The organism is Amycolatopsis lurida (genome assembly GCF_900105055.1).
Classification (GTDB): Bacteria; Actinomycetota; Actinomycetes; order Mycobacteriales; family Pseudonocardiaceae; genus Amycolatopsis; species Amycolatopsis lurida.
On sequence record NZ_FNTA01000004.1, the window covers coordinates 2,745,309 to 2,761,960 of the forward strand.

11 protein-coding genes and 2 rRNA genes are annotated in these 16,652 nt (G+C 63.9%); 4 read left to right on the forward strand and 9 right to left on the reverse strand.

All coding sequences use genetic code 11. The annotated features are described in order from the left end of the window. Positions 1 to 14 precede the first annotated feature (14 nt). Entirely contained in the window at positions 15 to 2,102 is a 2,088-nt protein-coding gene (locus BLW75_RS17715; protein ID WP_034322200.1) for an ATP-dependent DNA helicase UvrD2, read from the reverse strand. A 63-nt stretch (positions 2,103 to 2,165) separates the two neighbouring features. Between BLW75_RS17715 and BLW75_RS17720 the strand changes: the two genes are divergently transcribed. Then, positions 2,166 to 2,894 (forward strand): DUF4191 domain-containing protein, encoded by a 729-nt coding sequence (locus BLW75_RS17720; protein ID WP_034322204.1) that lies wholly within the window; start codon positions 2,166 to 2,168, stop codon positions 2,892 to 2,894. A 549-nt stretch (positions 2,895 to 3,443) separates the two neighbouring features. After that, a complete protein-coding gene (locus BLW75_RS43605) occupies positions 3,444 to 3,953 on the forward strand; it encodes a hypothetical protein (RefSeq protein WP_241784053.1) in 510 nt (169 codons plus the stop codon). A gap of 63 nt (positions 3,954 to 4,016) precedes the next feature. Here BLW75_RS43605 and BLW75_RS17730 read toward each other — a convergent pair whose 3' ends face one another. Further along, the gene (locus BLW75_RS17730) at positions 4,017 to 4,502 is read right to left on the reverse strand and encodes an RDD family protein (RefSeq protein ID WP_198935837.1); all 486 of its coding nucleotides are present in this window, start codon (positions 4,500 to 4,502) and stop codon (positions 4,017 to 4,019) included. 172 nt (positions 4,503 to 4,674) lie between these two features. Here BLW75_RS17730 and glnA point away from each other — a divergent pair, with 172 nt between their 5' ends. Continuing rightward, positions 4,675 to 6,099: a type I glutamate--ammonia ligase gene (gene glnA / locus BLW75_RS17735; RefSeq protein ID WP_007033879.1), complete on the forward strand. Its 1,425-nt coding sequence runs from the start codon at positions 4,675 to 4,677 to the stop codon at positions 6,097 to 6,099. Between the two features lie 90 nt (positions 6,100 to 6,189). On the opposite strand, the gene BLW75_RS17740 is transcribed toward glnA, so the two are convergent. The 5 genes from BLW75_RS17740 to BLW75_RS17760 form a co-directional block, all read right to left on the reverse strand. Beyond that, entirely contained in the window at positions 6,190 to 6,624 is a 435-nt protein-coding gene (locus BLW75_RS17740; RefSeq protein WP_020633826.1) for an acyl-CoA thioesterase, read from the reverse strand. 127 nt (positions 6,625 to 6,751) lie between these two features. Then, a complete protein-coding gene (locus BLW75_RS17745) occupies positions 6,752 to 9,724 on the reverse strand; it encodes a bifunctional [glutamine synthetase] adenylyltransferase/[glutamine synthetase]-adenylyl-L-tyrosine phosphorylase (RefSeq protein ID WP_034322216.1) in 2,973 nt (990 codons plus the stop codon). 106 nt (positions 9,725 to 9,830) lie between these two features. Next, complete coding sequence (locus BLW75_RS17750) at positions 9,831 to 10,961, reverse strand: inorganic phosphate transporter (protein WP_034322219.1); 1,131 nt, start codon at positions 10,959 to 10,961, stop codon at positions 9,831 to 9,833. A 93-nt stretch (positions 10,962 to 11,054) separates the two neighbouring features. After that, a complete protein-coding gene (locus BLW75_RS17755) occupies positions 11,055 to 11,810 on the reverse strand; it encodes a type 1 glutamine amidotransferase (protein ID WP_034322222.1) in 756 nt (251 codons plus the stop codon). An 83-nt stretch (positions 11,811 to 11,893) separates the two neighbouring features. Then, positions 11,894 to 12,346 carry a rhodanese-like domain-containing protein gene (locus BLW75_RS17760; RefSeq protein WP_034322225.1) on the reverse strand — a complete coding sequence of 151 codons (453 nt, stop codon included), beginning with the start codon at positions 12,344 to 12,346 and terminating at the stop codon, positions 11,894 to 11,896. Positions 12,347 to 12,453: 107 nt separating this feature from the next. Between BLW75_RS17760 and BLW75_RS17765 the strand changes: the two genes are divergently transcribed. Continuing rightward, the gene (locus BLW75_RS17765) at positions 12,454 to 12,900 is read left to right on the forward strand and encodes an Lrp/AsnC family transcriptional regulator (RefSeq protein WP_034322228.1); all 447 of its coding nucleotides are present in this window, start codon (positions 12,454 to 12,456) and stop codon (positions 12,898 to 12,900) included. Positions 12,901 to 13,020: 120 nt separating this feature from the next. Here the strand turns inward: BLW75_RS17765 and rrf are convergent. Continuing rightward, positions 13,021 to 13,137 (reverse strand): 5S ribosomal RNA (gene rrf, locus BLW75_RS17770). 84 nt (positions 13,138 to 13,221) lie between these two features. Then, positions 13,222 to 16,358 (reverse strand): 23S ribosomal RNA (locus BLW75_RS17775). Positions 16,359 to 16,652: the final 294 nt, after the last annotated feature.

Sequence of the window (16,652 nt, forward strand, 5' to 3'; positions counted from 1 at the left end):
CGCCTGGAACGCGGTCAAGTCTCCACTGAGGCCCGCACGACGTCGAGAACCTCCGCTCCGAAGCGCTCGAGCTTCGTCGCGCCGATCCCGGAGATGGCACACAACGCCGTGTCATCGGTTGGCCGCTGCTCGGCGATGGCGACGAGCGTCGCGTCCGTGAAAACGACGAAGGCCGGCACCTTGAGCTCCCGCGAGCGCTCCCCTCGCCAGGACTTCAGCTTCTCGAGCAGCTGCTCGTCCACGTTGGACGGGCACCGGGAACACCGACCGAGCTTGATGTCGAGTGTCTCCAGCAGCGGTCCGCCGCACACGCGGCACCGAGCCTTGTTGCCAGCCTGCTTCGGCTGCTGCGATCGAGCGACCCTCGCCGCCGGGTGATCTTCAGGGATGAGGCCGTAGAGGAACCTGCTACGTCGCCGATTACGGCGGTTTCCCGACGTCCTGGCCAAGGCCCACGACAGCGAGAGATGCACTCGTGCTCGCGTGACGCCGACATAGAAGAGGCGGCGCTCTTCCTCAATGGCCGCGTCGTCGCCGTCGGCATGGAGGATCGGCATGGTCCCCTCGGCGAGTCCCACGAGGAACACGGCGTCCCATTCGAGACCTTTCGCCGCGTGAAGCGAGGCCAGGGTGATGCCCTCCACCGTTGGTGGATGCTGCGCTGTCGCCCGCTGTTCGAGCTCCGCCACGAATCGAGGGAGATCCGCATCTTCCACAGTGGAAGCCAGTTCCTCGGCCAGCTCGACGATCGAGAGAAGCGCGTCCCATCGTTCTTTCGCCGCGCCTCCGGCAGGAGGCTGGTCGGTGAGCCCCACCTTCGCAAGGACGGAGCGAACGCGGGTCACCAGCTCGCCGGTGTAGGCGTCGGTCGACGCCATCCGCAGCGCGGACATGGCCTGCCGGACCTCGGCCCTGGCGAAGAACCGCTCGCCGCCGCGGACCAGGTACGGGATGCCCATCTCCGCCAGAGCCTGCTCGTAGGCTTCAGACTGGGCGTTGACGCGGTAAAGCACCGCGATCTCGCTGGCCGCCACCCCGCTGTCGAGCAGATCGCGGATTCTGCGCGCGACAGCCGCGGCCTCGGCGGTCTCGTCGTCATACTCGGCGAACCTCGGGACCGGCCCGGAAGGACGCTGGCCGATCAGCTTCAACCTCGACCCCGCGGGACGGCCGCGCGCGGCACCGATCACTTGATTGGCGAGAGCCACGACCTCCGGAGTCGACCGATAGTCCCGCTCGAGTCTCACGACCGTCGCCTCGGGGAACCGCCGAGTGAACTCCAGGAGCGGCCGGGGAGAAGCGCCACCGAACGAATAGATGGTCTGGTTGGCGTCGCCGACGACGGTCAAGTCGTCACGGCCGCCGAGCCAGGCGTCGAGCAGCCGCTGCTGCAGCGGGGTGACGTCCTGATACTCGTCGACGACGAAGCAGCGATAGCGCTCGCGGAACTCCTGGGCCACCACCGTGTGTTCCTCGAGGACGGCCGTGGTGTGCAGGAGCAGGTCGTCGAAGTCGAGGACCTGCGCGGCGTTCTTGACCTTCTCGTAGTTGCGGTAAACCTCCGCGACCTGCGAGGCGGGCGCCGGTGTGTCCCGCTGTGTCCGTGCGGCCACTGCCGGATAGTCGTCCGGCGATACCAAAGAGGCCTTGCTCCACTCGATCTCACTGGCGAGGTCACGCAGCAGTTCCGTCTCGGTGCCGAGACCGGCCCTGTTGGCGGCTTGGCTGATGTAGCGGAACTTGTTCTCGAGCAGCTCCCACGGCCGGTCCCCGACGACCTGAGGCCAGAAATACCGCAGCTGACGACGGGCGGCGGCGTGGAATGTGAGCGCCTGGGCGGCGTCCACACCCAGCCCTCGGAGACGCGTGCGCATCTCGCCCGCGGCGCGGGTCGTGAAAGTGACGGCGAGGACCTGACCAGCGGCGACGTGGCCGGAACGGACCAGGTGGGCGATGCGGTGTGTGATCGTCCGGGTCTTGCCTGTCCCCGCTCCCGCGAGGACGCAGACCGGCCCCCTCGGCGCGCAGGCGGCGGCACGTTGCTCGGGATCGAGCCCATCGAGCAGGCCTGGACGACTCTTCGGGGACGATGCGCTAACCACGTCCCGATCCTCGCAGAGGGCCCGACGGGATCGGCGCAGGGCACGCGGCCGTATCCTGGTCACATGGCGGGAAAGCAGGACAAGGAAGCAGCGAAGCTGGCCAAGAAGGAGAAGCGTGCCGCGAGCAAGGCTCGCCGCGGGCAGATCTTCGAGGCCTTCAAGATGCAGCGCAAGGAAGACAAAGCGCTCATCCCCTGGATGGTCGGATCGCTCCTGGTCATCACCGGTGTGGTGTTCGGCATCGGGTTCATCTTCGACGTCCACTGGGTAGTGCTGCCGCTGGGCATCCTGCTCGGCGCGCTCGCCGCTGTGATCATCTTCGGCAGGCGGGTCCAGAAGACCGTGTACTCGAAGGCCGACGGCCAGCCGGGTGCCGCGGCGTGGGCGCTTGAGAACATGCGGGGCCGTTGGAAGGTGACGCCGACCGTGGCGGCCACCACTCAGCTCGACGCCGTGCACCGAGTGCTCGGTGGTCCCGGTGTCGTGCTCGTCGCCGAGGGTGCGCCGCACCGCGTGAAGGCCCTGCTCGCGCAGGAGAAGAAGCGTGTGTCCCGGCTGATCGGTGAGACTCCGATCTACAACGTGATCATCGGCAACGAAGACCAGCAGATACCGCTGAAGAAGCTGCAGAGCCACCTGATGAAGCTGCCGCGCAACCTGAAGCCCGCCCAGGTCGACGCGTTGGAAGCGAAGCTCGCCGCACTCGGCAGCCGCGGTGCCGCCATGCCCAAGGGCCCGATGCCCGCCGGCGCGAAGATGCGCAACGTCCAGCGCACCATCCGTCGCCGCTGACAGAACGAGGATCAGGGGTCCTTTGCTACCGCACGCGGCGGTAGCAAAGGACCCCTGATGCGTCTCCGGACAAGAACTGTCGGTGGGTGGTCGCATGATCACTGTGTGGACCGAACCTCGAGCGCCCGGCAGAAGGCGCTGGCAGCGATGTTCCCGGACGGCGTGGTCGCCCGGGCGAAACTTGTCGCCCTCGGGCACTCCCATTCCTCGATCTCGCGCCGTTGCCGCGAAGGCGGCCCGTGGCGCCGTCCGATACCCGGTGTCATCCTCCTGACCAGTGCCCCACCGACCAAGCACCAGCTTTTGAAGGTCGCACTGACTCACGCGGGCCCGGAGGCGATGCTCACCGGAGTACAAGCCGCCAGGTTGTACGGCGTCCGAAGACTCCCGCCAGAAAGACGGGCACACACCCTGATCCCTCACCGGAGCAAGGTCGCCACCTGGGGCTTCGCCGTCGTAGAACGAACGATCCACCTGCCGGAACCAGTGGAGATCGACGGGCTGCCTGTCGCTCCTCTGGCCCGAGCCCTGATCGACGCGGCTCGGCGCATGGACGAACTGCAGGCGGTGCGGGCGATGATCCACGATGCCGTCCATCGCGGACTCTGCACCCCCGAGGAACTTCGAACCGAGTTGGCCCAGGCCAGCACGATCGGCTCGGCGCTCCCTCGAATAGTCGTTAACGCTCTCCAGGACGGCGTCGACTCCGCCGTCGAGCAGTGGCTGGAGTCTGCAGTCGAGCGCAGCGGTTTGCCGAAACCCGTGTGGAAAGCAGAGCTAAGGACTCCGGACGGAGTGGTTATCGGGAGCGCCGATGCGTGGTGGCCGCAGGTCGGCGTCGCGCTGCAGGTCCGCTACGACGAGGTCGCTCTCGAACCGGACAAGGTGCCCGAGATGCCAGCCCTGTCCGCTCCAGGCCTCATCGTCGTCCAGGTGAGTCCGGCACAGCTGCGTGACGAGCCACTGGTGGTGATCCAAGACCTGCGAGCAGCCCACCGCCGCGCCCGACAACGACCCCCTCCAGATCTCGGGAGCGTCCCTGCGGCGCCGGCTGCCTGACGACCGCCGGTCCGGCAACCCGATCCCGCCGGGGAGAGCAAAGGTCCCCTGCTCTCCCTGAGGTCACCGCATGCGGATTACCACGGTTCCGGTCAGCCGGTCGAGCCAGCTTCGCCCGTCGATATTACGGATCGCGGCCGGAATGATCACGAAGGTCAGCGCGCCCCGCACGACGGCACGCCATATCCCGACCATTTGCGCACCGTCGAGCCTGGCGACGCGAATTCCGACTACTGCCATACCAGGAGTGAACCCGAAGAAGGCGGCGGGAATGACCGTGATCGCCGCCCAGACGCCGACCGACCAGAGATTGAAGGTCTGCATGACCGCCGGATCCTGAAGGCTGGGGGTCACAAAGAGGGTGGTGACCAGCGAGGCGAGAACCAGGTCGATGAGCAGGCCGAGAAGGCGAGCGCCGCCGCCCGCTACCGAGCCGACACCCGATTGGGGCAAGCCGAGTCGCTCACCACGCCACCGCTGCGTACCCTCGCCACCGGCCGTCGTCTCATCGCCGGCTCCGGGCAGCCATTCTCCGGTCCATCTCGCCACCCATCCAGGGTATGCCGGTGGCGCTGGCCACATTCGCCCTGGTCGACTACCCGATATCGCCGCCCCGTTAACACCGGCGAAACATACGGGTGACGGTCGGGCAACACCGCGCTCTTAGCGTGAGCCGAAGAGAGTACTGCCGCCGGCAACGAACGAGAAGGAGTCACCGAGGGTGCCCACTACTCCAGACGACATTCAGCGCCTAATCGCCGACGAGAACGTAGAGGTCGTCGACGTCAGGTTCTGCGACCTGCCCGGCGTTATGCAGCACTTCACCGTTCCGGCGAAGGCGTTCAACGAAGAAGCCTACGAAGAAGGCCTGGCCTTCGACGGCTCCTCGGTGCGTGGTTTCCAGTCGATCCACGAATCCGACATGCTGCTCCTCCCGGACCCCGAGACGGCTCGTATCGACCCGTTCCGCAAGGCGAAGACGCTCTCGCTGAACTTCTTCGTGCACGACCCGTTCACCCGCGAGGCGTACAGCCGCGACCCGCGCAACATCGCGCGCAAGGCCGAGCAGTACATCTCCGAGTACGGCGTCGCGGACAACGTGTTCTTCGGCCCCGAGGCCGAGTTCTACATCTTCGACTCGATCCGGTTCGACTCGGCCGAGCACGCTTCGTTCCACGAGATCGACTCCGTCGAGGGCTGGTGGAACACCGGTGCCGACGTGCCGGGCGGCAACCAGGGTTACAAGACGAAGTTCAAGGGCGGCTACTTCCCCGTCCCGCCGGTCGACCACTTCGCCGACCTGCGCGACGAGATCGTTCGTAACCTGCAGGGCTCCGGTTTCGAGATCGAGCGCGCGCACCACGAGGTGGGCACCGCCGGCCAGACCGAGATCAACTACAAGTTCAACACGCTGCTGCACGCCGCGGACGACCTGCAGCTGTTCAAGTACATCGTGAAGAACACCGTGTTCGCCGCCGGCAAGACCGCGACCTTCATGCCGAAGCCGCTCGCCGGCGACAACGGCTCGGGCATGCACTGCCACCAGTCGCTGTGGAAGGACGGCACGCCGCTGTTCCACGACGAGTCGGGGTACGCGGGCCTGTCCGATACCGCCCGCCACTACATCGGCGGCCTGCTCAAGCACGCCCCGAGCCTGCTGGCCTTCACCAACCCGACCGTCAACTCGTACCACCGGCTCGTGCCGGGCTTCGAGGCCCCGGTCAGCCTGGTGTACTCGCAGCGGAACCGGTCGGCCTGTGTCCGTATCCCCATCACGGGCAACAACCCGAAGGCCAAGCGCGCCGAGTTCCGGTGCCCGGACTCGTCCGGCAACCCGTATCTCGCGTTCTCGGCGATGATGATGGCCGGTCTCGACGGCATCAAGAACAAGATCGAGCCGCCGGAGCCCATCGACAAGGACCTCTACGAGCTTCCGCCGGAGGAGGCCCAGAACGTCAAACTCGTCCCGGGCGACCTCGGCGCGGTTCTCGACACGCTGGAAGCCGACCACGACTACCTGCTCGAGGGTGGCGTGTTCACTCCCGACGTGATCGAAACGTGGATCTCCTACAAGCGTGAGAACGAGATCGACCCGCTGCGGCTGCGTCCCCACCCGTACGAGTTCTCGCTGTACTACGACGTGTGATCGTGCGGTAGGAAACACCAAGAGCACGCCGGTGGTGAGGTGCGGAAGCGCCCTCACCACCGGCGTTTCTTATTGGGCCAGGTAGTACGGCTACTCCGAAGTGGAAAGAACCTTCAGGTCGACGCCCGCTCGCTCGATACGGCCACGCGGATCGTCCACCAGTTTGCGTCGCTCGAGATCCATCAACCCCAGCGTGCACGTGATCTCAGCGGAGAGGGTGCCGTCGACCTTGTAGATGTTCGAGTCCATGTGGAAGGTCTTGCCGGTGCCGAACTTGGCGTCGCAGGTCACGTCGACGACATCGCCGGCCCGAAGCTCGCGTCGAAACACGATGTGGGATTCGAGCAGCACGAAGGCAAGATTCGCATCGCGCATGCCCGAGTTGAGGCCACCTGCGAGCTCCATCAACTCGAGCCTGGAGACCTCGCCGTATGAGTGGTAGACGGCGTGGTTGAGATGGCCGAGGGTGTCCAGCTCGTAATGGCGCACCTTGATCCGGGTGCGAAATGGCTCGCGCACAGTCACCGGTCCACTGTAAGCGCCACTTACCGTCCGCGACGCGGAGTGTGAGCAAGGGACCTTTGCTGCCGTATCCCCAGCCTGGGCAAGCGACAGCAAAGGTCCCTTGCTCCCTATCCGCAGGTCAGAGCGGTCAGTCCTGATAGAAGAGAGTCTCCACGACCGCATGGGCACGTCGCGTCGTCCGCCGATAAGCGTCGAGGAACTCACCTGGATCGTCATCGGCCGAGTAGCCGAGCACTCGCGCGACAGCGGCGAGGTCACGACCGGAGCTGGGAATCTCGTCGACTGCCTTACCGCGGACCAGCATCCCGGCATTACGGACGCGCGTCGCCAGCAACCAGGCCTCAGTCAGGGACTCGATCTCGGCAGGCTCGGCGAGCCCCGCCTCCGCCGCGGCCTTCAGCGCCTCGATCGTCGAGGTGGTCCGGAGCCCCTCGACCTCGTGCCCGTGACGCAGTTGCATGAGCTGGACGGTCCATTCGACGTCGGCGAGTCCTCCACGGCCGAGTTTCGTGTGCCGGGTCGGGTCGGCGCCCTTGGGCATCCGTTCCGTTTCCACGCGCGCCTTGATTCGCCTGATCTCCCGCACGCGGACCGGGTCGAGGCCCGCCTCCGGATAGCGAATGGGGTCGATCATCTCGATGAACCGCGCACCGAGGTCGTCGTCACCGGCGATGAACCGAGCACGGAGCAGTGCCTGGGATTCCCAGGCCTCCGCCCACCGCCCGTAATAGCTACGGTAGGACTCGAGGGTTCGCACCAACGGCCCGCTCCGCCCCTCAGGACGAAGATCGGCATCTACGATCAGTGCCGGATCCGGGCTAGGGGCACCGAGGATCTTCCGGACCGTCTCGGCGACAGAAGAAGCGAACTTCGCTGCTTCGGAGTCCGACACGCCCTCGGCGGGCTCGCACACAAAGAGAACGTCTGCGTCGGATCCGTAGCCCAGTTCGGCCCCGCCCAACCGGCCCATACCGATGACGGCGATCTTCGCGGGAGTCTGGCCGAGCTCGGCCTGACGCTGGCGAAAAGCAGCTGCTAGTGCACCTTGAAGCACGGCGCCCCACACGCTGGACAGTGCCTCGCAGACGGCTGGGACATCGAGCAACCCCAGCAAATCCGCCGACGCGATCCGGAGCATCTCGTGCCGGCGCAACGATCTCGCGGCCGCGACCGCGGCATTCAACCCCGGCTGACGCCGCACAGTGGCGCGCAGCGACGTCGCTACCTCCGCCGGAGTACGGCCGGACAACCTCGCTGGGTCACCGAACAACTGCAGCACTTCCGGCGCTCGGGCCAACAGGTCGGGAACCAGACGTGACGTGCCGAGCAGAAATGCGAGCCGCTCGACGACGGCACCCTCGTCCCGAAGAACCCTGAGATACCAAGGCGTTTCTTCGAGTGCTTCCGAGACCTTCCGATAGGACAGGAGGCCACGGTCCGGGTCTGGAGTATCGGCGAGAAGGTCCAACAAGACCGGCAGCAGAGCTTGCTGGATGGCCGCCCGGCGGGACATTCCCGCGGTCAGCGCCTTGATGTGCTGCAGGGCCCCGTCCGGCGCGGCATAGCCGAGTGCGGCGAGGCGGCTCTCGGCTTGTTTCGTAGTCAGCCGTAGTGCTTCGGTCGGCACATTCGCGACCGATTGCAGCAGGGGGCGGTAGAAGAGCTTTTCGTGAAGCCGTCGGATGCTTTGCAGGTGACGGCGAAACTCCGCCACCAACACGTCCCCTTCACTTCTGCCCCGGGCCGGCCGCACGCCGCTCGCTCTCGCGATCGTTCGCAGCTCGCTCACGTCCGAAGCCGCAGGGAACAAGTGCGTACGCCGTAGTCGGCGAAGCTGAAGCCGGTGCTCGATGGTCCGGAGGAACTCATAGGACGATGCAAGCTCCGCAGCGTCCTTGCGGCCGACATACCCGCCATCCCCCAGCGCAGCGAGTGCGTCCATCGTGGACGGGGAACGCAGCTCGGCGTCGATCCGGCCGTGGACCAGTTGCAGCAACTGGACGGCGAACTCGACGTCACGAAGGCCGCCGCGCCCCAGCTTGAGCTCACGTTCGGCATGCGCGGACGGCACATGGCCCTCGACGCGGCGCCGCATCTTCTGTACCTCGGGAACGAAATTCTCCCGATCGGCCGCTGCCCACACCTTCGGTGCGACCATCTCCGCGTACTGACGCCCGAGCTCTGCATCGCCTGCGACAGGCCGCGCCTTGAGCAAGGCCTGAAACTCCCAGGTCTTGGCCCACTTCTGATAGTAGGCGGCGTGGCCGTCGAGGGTTCTGACCAACGCGCCCGCCTTGCCCTCCGGGCGCAACGCCGCATCGACCTCGAAACATGCTTTGCCGACCACGCGCATCATCGTGCTGGCCAGCCGCGTGGAGACTGAAAGGTCTCCATCTCCGACGAAGATGACATCCACGTCGCTCACATAGTTCAGCTCTCGACCACCGCATTTGCCCATCGCGATCACGGCCAGGAGTCCTTCGGCGCCGGCGCCCACCTCGGCCTCCGCGACCAGCAGCCCGACCTGCAGCGCGGCCTCGGCCAGCATCGTGAGCTGGGCCCCGATCTCGGCATAGGGCGGCTGGCGGAGGCCAGGTTCGACGAGATGCCCGAGGTCGGCCGCAGCGATTCCGAGCAGAAGTTCGCGGTAGCCGGTGCGAAGTGCCTGCTCCGACTCGAGGCCTGTAAGCAGCTCTCCGTCCGGTCGCAAATGATCGAGCAGACTGCTCACATACTGATCCGGGGCAATGTTCTTCTCGCCCTGGAGGGTCTTCCAGCAGTCGGTGTTCGCGACCAGGAAATCCGCGAGCGCGCTCGAAGTGCCCAGAACGCCGAGCAACCGGCCGCGGAAGGTGCGGTTGGTACGGAGCGCCTGGTCGAGCTCATTCCAGGCACCAGGGTCGGCTTCCCTGATCCGGTCCAGTCCGCTCAGCGCGAGATCGGGATCCGCAGCACGGGAAAGTGCCGACATCACATCGGCGGCGGAGCCGTCCGGGCCGGATTCGGTCCACCAACCGGCAGCACGCAGCTGCCCGTCGGCACGGGGGTCGGTGAAGCCGTATCTCGCCACGGAAGCGGTCGGCCTGGCGCGCTCAACCATCGGCCTCCACCGTAGTCGCCCTTACGCCCGAGGCCAGACGGACGCGCAAGGGAGCAAGGGACCTTTGCTACCGCGTTGGGAGCGGTAGCAAAGGTCCCTTGCTCTCCTAAGCAGCGATCTTGCCGACTTCCTGTTCAGGAACGGTCGGAGTGGGACTGGCGAAGCTACTCGCGTTGACCGGGCTCCGCCGTGAAAGGAGGTAGATCCCGATGCCGATCGCCAGGCCCGCGACACCAACGGCGATCGTGCCCACCGTGCCTGTCGAGGTCACGAGACCGGCCGCGGCGCCGACGATGGCAGCGGCGGGAAGTGTGAACAGCCAGGCTGTCACCATGCGGCCGGCTGTGCGCCAGCGAACCGGTGATTCGTTTCGGCCTACCCCGGAGCCGACGATGCCGCCGGAGCAGACGTGGGTCGTCGAAAGCGGAAAGCCGAAATTCGTCGAGGCGAGAATGACGGCCGCCGAGCTGGTCTGCGCGGCGAAGCCCTGCGGGCCATCGATATCCGTCAGGCCTTTGCCCAGTGTGAAGGTGATACGCCAGCCGCCCAGGTACGTGCCGAGCGCGAGCGCCAGCGCCGCGCTGACGATCACCCAGAGTGGCGGCCCCGCCCCGGCGGGGAGAGTTCCGGCGGTGATCATCGTCAGCGTGATGACGCCCATGGTCTTCTGCGCGTCGTTCGTGCCGTGGGCAAGCGAGACCAGTGAGGCCGAGATGATCTGGCCGACCCGGAAGCCGGCGGTGCGGCCGCGGCGGACGAAGATCCGGTAGACGAAATACGTCACGATCATCGCGACGAGACCGGCCAGGACCGGCGACAGCGCCGCCGGGACCAGCACCTTCTCGACGATCTTTCCGAAATGGACGGAGTCCGTTCCGGCCGATACCCACGTGGCACCGATCAGCCCGCCGAACAGCGCGTGGGACGAGCTGGACGGTAGTCCGACGAACCAGGTGATCAGGTTCCACACGATCGCCCCGACCAGGCCGCCGAACACGATCGCCGGCCCGATCTTGGAGTCGTCGACCAGTCCATTGGAGATGGTCTTGGCCACCTCGACCGACAGGAAGGCTCCGACCAGGTTCAGGACCGCGGAGATCGTCACTGCGACCTTCGGACGCAACGCACCGGTGGCGATCGACGTCGCCATCGAGTTGGCCGTGTCGTGGAACCCGTTCGTGAAATCGAAAATTAGGGCCGTGGCGACGACGAGCACGACCAACACTGAGGGCTCCACCCCGACCTCCGAACCCTTCGAAATTCCCTTCGCAAGGTACCTGACGGCATGACCCGAGTGTTAATAACCCATACGCATTTGAGACATAGGCCGTTAAGCCATCGGCAATGTACGTTGACGGTCCGCAGCCGGGGCGAGGTCACCGGACACCAGACGGACGAAGCGATGGGCGAACGGCCGCCAGGTTTCGGTGATGTCGGCATGCACCCGAGCGAGGTTTTCCGGGGTCAGTGCGTCCGGCCGGGTGAGTTCTGCCATTTCCGGTGACTGCCGCGCCCAGTCAAGGACCACATCCGGCGTCGTCTCGATGTGGAACTGGACACCGTAGGCACAACGGTCGAATCGGAAGGCCTGGTGGGCGTATCGCGGCGAGGAAGCGAGAAGCTCGGCGCCCGGGGGAAGCCGGGTGATCGCGTCGTTGTGGAACTGCAGGACATCCTGCATGAGTGGCAAGTCCGCGAAGAGCGGGTCGGTCCAAGCAGCGTCCTTCTTGGACACAAGGCCTGGGCCGACCTCAGGCCCTTGATCACCTGTCGCGACGCTGCCGCCCAACGCCACCGCCAGGAGCTGGCCGCCGAGGCAAATCGCGAGTGTCGGGATGCGCGCACCTGCGGCCTTCGAAAGAAGTTTCCGCACGTCCGCCAGCCACGGATGATCGCCGTCGTCGTTGGCACCCATCCCGCCGCCGAGGCATACGACGCCCGCGTACCCATCAAGATCGGCGGGGAGCTTCTGATCGGGCAGCAACCGGATGTCGAGCTCGGCTCCCGCCTCGGTGAGCCAGTCACCGAGAGGGCCGATCGGGTCTGAGGCGTCCGGCTGAATGACGAGCAACTTGGGAGCGGTCACTTCACCAGCCTACGACCGCCGGGAGAGCAGGGGACCTTTGCTACCGCTCGGGGCTCGGTAGCAAAGGTCCCCTGCCTCTCCGGTCAACAGGCGCAGCGGGGAGCGGGCCTCGAGGCGATAGCGGGTACCGAGGCGTCCCGGTCGACGGGATAGCCGGCGGCTTGCCAGGCGGTGATGCCACCGGAGAGGCGCTTGACCTTGAAGCCGAGCTCCGCGAGCTTCAACGCCCCCTTGGTCGCGGCGTTGCAGTGAATGCTCTCGCAGTAGCAGACGTAGACGAGTTCGCGGTCCAGGCCGCTGACCGACTCGGCGGTCATCTCCCGATAGGGGAGGTTGATCGCGCCCGAGATGCGAGCCGACGCGAAGGCTTCAGGGGCCCGGCTTTCGACGACCATGTACCCGTGCCGAGCGCCAGAGGCGAGGTCCCGGGCCAGGTCGTCCGGGTCGACTTCGAGGGCGAGCTCGGCGCGCAGGTGCGCGGCCGCGGTCGCGCTATCCAAGGTCGGAAACATGAGTACGCGGGGTTCGGTCGTCATGCCTTAATCCTGCTGGCCGGTGATCGTCAACAACATCGGATAGTCCAGGTCTTGCCAGCGGCTAGCCTGGAGTTTCCTGGTGGGCACGCCGATCAACCTGGAGTTCTGTGGACCTCGACGATCTCGACTGGCAGCTACTCGAACTGCTCCAGTCCGACGGCCGGCTGACCTTCTCGGAACTCGGTCGGCGGGTGTCGCTGTCCGCGCCCGCGGTGACCGAGCGGGTTCGCCGGCTCGAGGAGAGAGGGATCATCACCGGATACTCGGCCAACGTCGACGTGGCGAAGCTCGGGTTACCGATCGAGGCGATGGTGCGGGCGAAGGTACGCAGTTTGGACACGGCCCGCTTCCGCGAAACCATCCTTCCGCTCCCCCAGGTTCTCGACGCCGATCACGTCACGGGTGACGAATGCTGGCTGGTGCGAGTCGCCTGTCGGAGCACTGCGGAGTTGGAGGAGCTCGTAGAGCGGATGCAGCGCTATGGGGAGACGACGACTTCTCTCGTCTTCTCGTCGCCTGTTCGGCGGCGCGCGGTCGGCCAGCAGAGCTGCTGAGCGACCTGCGGGGAGCAAGGGACCTTTGCTACCGCTTGGCGAGCGCGGACATGTAGAAAGGGTCCAGGCCCCGGGAGAACTCGCGGTTCTCGACCGGGGCCTGGACCCTTTTTAATGTTAGTCCGGCGGTGTCCTACTCTCCCACAACCCTTCGGTTGCAGTACCATCGGCGCTGTCAGGCTTAGCTTCCGGGTTCGGAATGGGACCGGGCGTTTCCCTGACGCTATAACCACCGAAACACTATGAAACAACACTCCCCACCGAATACTGCCGGTGGTCGTGTGGTGTTTCAGAGCTGTAGAGTGGATGCGTAACATCTTCGTGGGCAAGTCCTCGGCCTATTAGTACCAGTCAACTCGACAACACATTACTGTGCTTCCATTTCTGGCCTATCAACCCAATGGTCTGTTGGGGGCCTTAACCCACAAAGGGGTGGGATACCTCATCTTGGAACAGGCTTCCCGCTTAGATGCCTTCAGCGGTTATCCCTTCCGAACGTGGCCAACCAGCCATGCCACTGGCGTGACAACTGGCATACCAGAGGTTCGTCCGTCCCGGTCCTCTCGTACTAGGGACAGCCTTCCTCAAGTATCCTACGCGCGCGGCGGATAGGGACCGAACTGTCTCACGACGTTCTAAACCCAGCTCGCGTGCCGCTTTAATGGGCGAACAGCCCAACCCTTGGGACCTACTCCGGCCCCAGGATGCGACGAGCCGACATCGAGGTGCCAAACCATGCCGTCGATATGGACTCTTGGGCAAGATCAGCCTGTTATCCCCGGGGTACCTTTTATCCGTTGAGCGACACCCCTTCCACCAGGTGGTGCCGGATCACTAGTCCCGACTTTCGTCCCTGCTCGACATGTCTGTCTCACAGTCAAGCTCCCTTGTGCACTTGCACTCAACACCTGATTGCCAACCAGGCTGAGGGAACCTTTGGGCGCCTCCGTTACTCTTTAGGAGGCAACCGCCCCAGTTAAACTACCCATCAGGCACTGTCCCTGAACCAGATCATGGTCCGAGGTTCAGATTCCCAATCCGACCAGAGTGGTATTTCAACAACGACTCCACCAACACTAGCGTGCCAGCTTCACAGTCTCCCACCTATCCTACACAAGCCGAACCGAAAACCAATACCAAACTATAGTAAAGGTCCCGGGGTCTTTCCGTCCTGCCGCGCGTAACGAGCATCTTTACTCGTAGTGCAATTTCGCCGGGCCTGTGGTTGAGACAGCCGGAAAGTCGTTACGCCATTCGTGCAGGTCGGAACTTACCCGACAAGGAATTTCGCTACCTTAGGATGGTTATAGTTACCACCGCCGTTTACTGGCGCTTAAATTCTCAGCTTCACCCCGAAAGGTTAACCGGTCCTCTTAACGTTCCAGCACCGGGCAGGCGTCAGTCCATATACATCGTCTTGCGACTTCGCATGGACCTGTGTTTTTAGTAAACAGTCGCTTTCCGCTGGTCTCTGCGGCCACCCACCCCTAGTCCGCAAGGGACTTCAGAGTGTTTGGCCCCCCTTCTCCCGAAGTTACGGGGGCATTTTGCCGAGTTCCTTAACCACAGTTCACCCGATCGCCTTAGTATTCTCTACCTGACCACCTGTGTTGGTTTGGGGTACGGGCCGTGCACGCACTCGCTAGAGGCTTTTCTCGGCAGCATAGGATCACTCTACTTCGCCTCAATCGGCTACGCATCACGTCTCAACCTTCATGAGCGGCGGATTTGCCTACCACTCGGTCTACACGCTTACACCAGTACTACCACTCACTGGCGGAGCTACCTTCCTGCGTCACCCCATCACTCGACTACTACGGAATCAGATCCCACGCTCCACAACCAATCTCCACCCCGAAGGGTCTCGACTGGCGCTTTGGGTGGTTAGTATCAACCGCCTCATCCTGGGCGCACGTGCTCGGGTACGGGAATATCAACCCGTTATCCATCGACTACGCCTGTCGGCCTCGCCTTAGGTCCCGACTTACCCTGGGCGGATTAGCCTGGCCCAGGAACCCTTGGTCATCCGGCGGCAGAGTTTCTCACTCTGCATTCGCTACTCATGCCTGCATTCTCACTCCCACACCCTCCACGACTGGCTTCCGCCGCCGCTTCCCTGGATGCAGGACGCTCCCCTACCCATCCGTGCGACTAGACATCTCTTCAAGAGAGACGCCGATCTATATGCACGAATGACACAGCTTCGGCGGTGTGCTTAAGCCCCGCTACATTGTCGGCGCAGGACCACTTGACCAGTGAGCTATTACGCACTCTTTCAAGGGTGGCTGCTTCTAAGCCAACCTCCTGGTTGTCTGGGCAATCCCACATCCTTTCCCACTGAGCACACACTTGGGGGCCTTAGCTGGTGTTCTGGGCTGTTTCCCTCTCGACGACGAAGCTTATCCCCCGCCGTCTCACTGCCACACTCTCACACCACGGTATTCGGAGTTTGGTTGATTTCGGTAACCCGGTAAGGCCCCTAGACCATCCAGTAGCTCTACCCCCGTGGAGAAACATGTGACGCTGCACCTAAATGCATTTCGGGGAGAACCAGCTATCACGGAGTTTGATTGGCCTTTCACCCCTACCCACAGCTCATCCCCTCAGTTTTCAACCTAAGTGGGTTCGGCCCTCCACGTCGTCTTACCGACGCTTCAGCCTGGCCATGGGTAGATCACTCCGCTTCGGGTCTAGACCACGCGACTCAGACGCCCTATTCAGACTCGCTTTCGCTACGGCTACCCCACACGGGTTAACCTCGCCACGCAGCACTAACTCGCAGGCTCATTCTTCAAAAGGCACGCCATCACCTCAACATCACAAGGATGTGCTCGGGCTCTGACGGCTTGTAGGCACACGGTTTCAGGTACTCTTTCACTCCCCTCCCGGGGTACTTTTCATCTTTCCCTCACGGTACTAGTCCGCTATCGGTCTTCAGGAAGTATTTAGGCTTACCGGGTGGTCCCGGCAGATTCACAGCAAATTCCACGAGCTCGCTGCTACTCGGGAACACCAAACAAACGATCCACAACGTGTTTTCGCGTACGGGACTCTCACCCACTCCGGTCGCCCATCCCAAGACGTTCCACTAACACGCGTAACCGCTCCGAGGACTGTCAGATCCTCGACGCTGGGTCCCACAACACCACACACACAACGCCTGACAGCTTGACATGTGCATGGTTTAGCCTCTTCCGCTTTCGCTCGCCACTACTCACGGAATCACGGTTGTTTTCTCTTCCTACGGGTACTGAGATGTTTCACTTCCCCGCGTTCCCTCCACACACCCTATATATTCAGATGCGGGTAACACCACATAACTGGTGCTGGGTTTCCCCATTCGGAAATCCTCGGATCACAGCTCGGTTGACAGCTCCCCGAGGCATATCGCAGCCTCCCACGTCCTTCATCGGCTCCTGAAGCCAAGACATCCACCATGTGCCCTTAACAACTTGACCACAAAGATGCTCGCATCCACTCTACAGTTCTCAAACACCACACCAGAAACAAACGTCCCGGGGCGTAAGCCCCTCGGCGTGTTGCCTCAGGACCCAACAGCGTGCTTGTGAACAATTCTTCCGACCTCCCAGGAGCACCCATTCCACGCACCGAAGTGCAGTACTAGAGCGTCCCGGCAAAAGCCGGCCGAACCCTAACCAGTATTTCCACAATTCCTTGAGCAACCAGTGCCAACACACGGTCGGTGCTGAAACCCTGGCCACTCCACCAACCGTTGGTCCGGGTATCCCGGC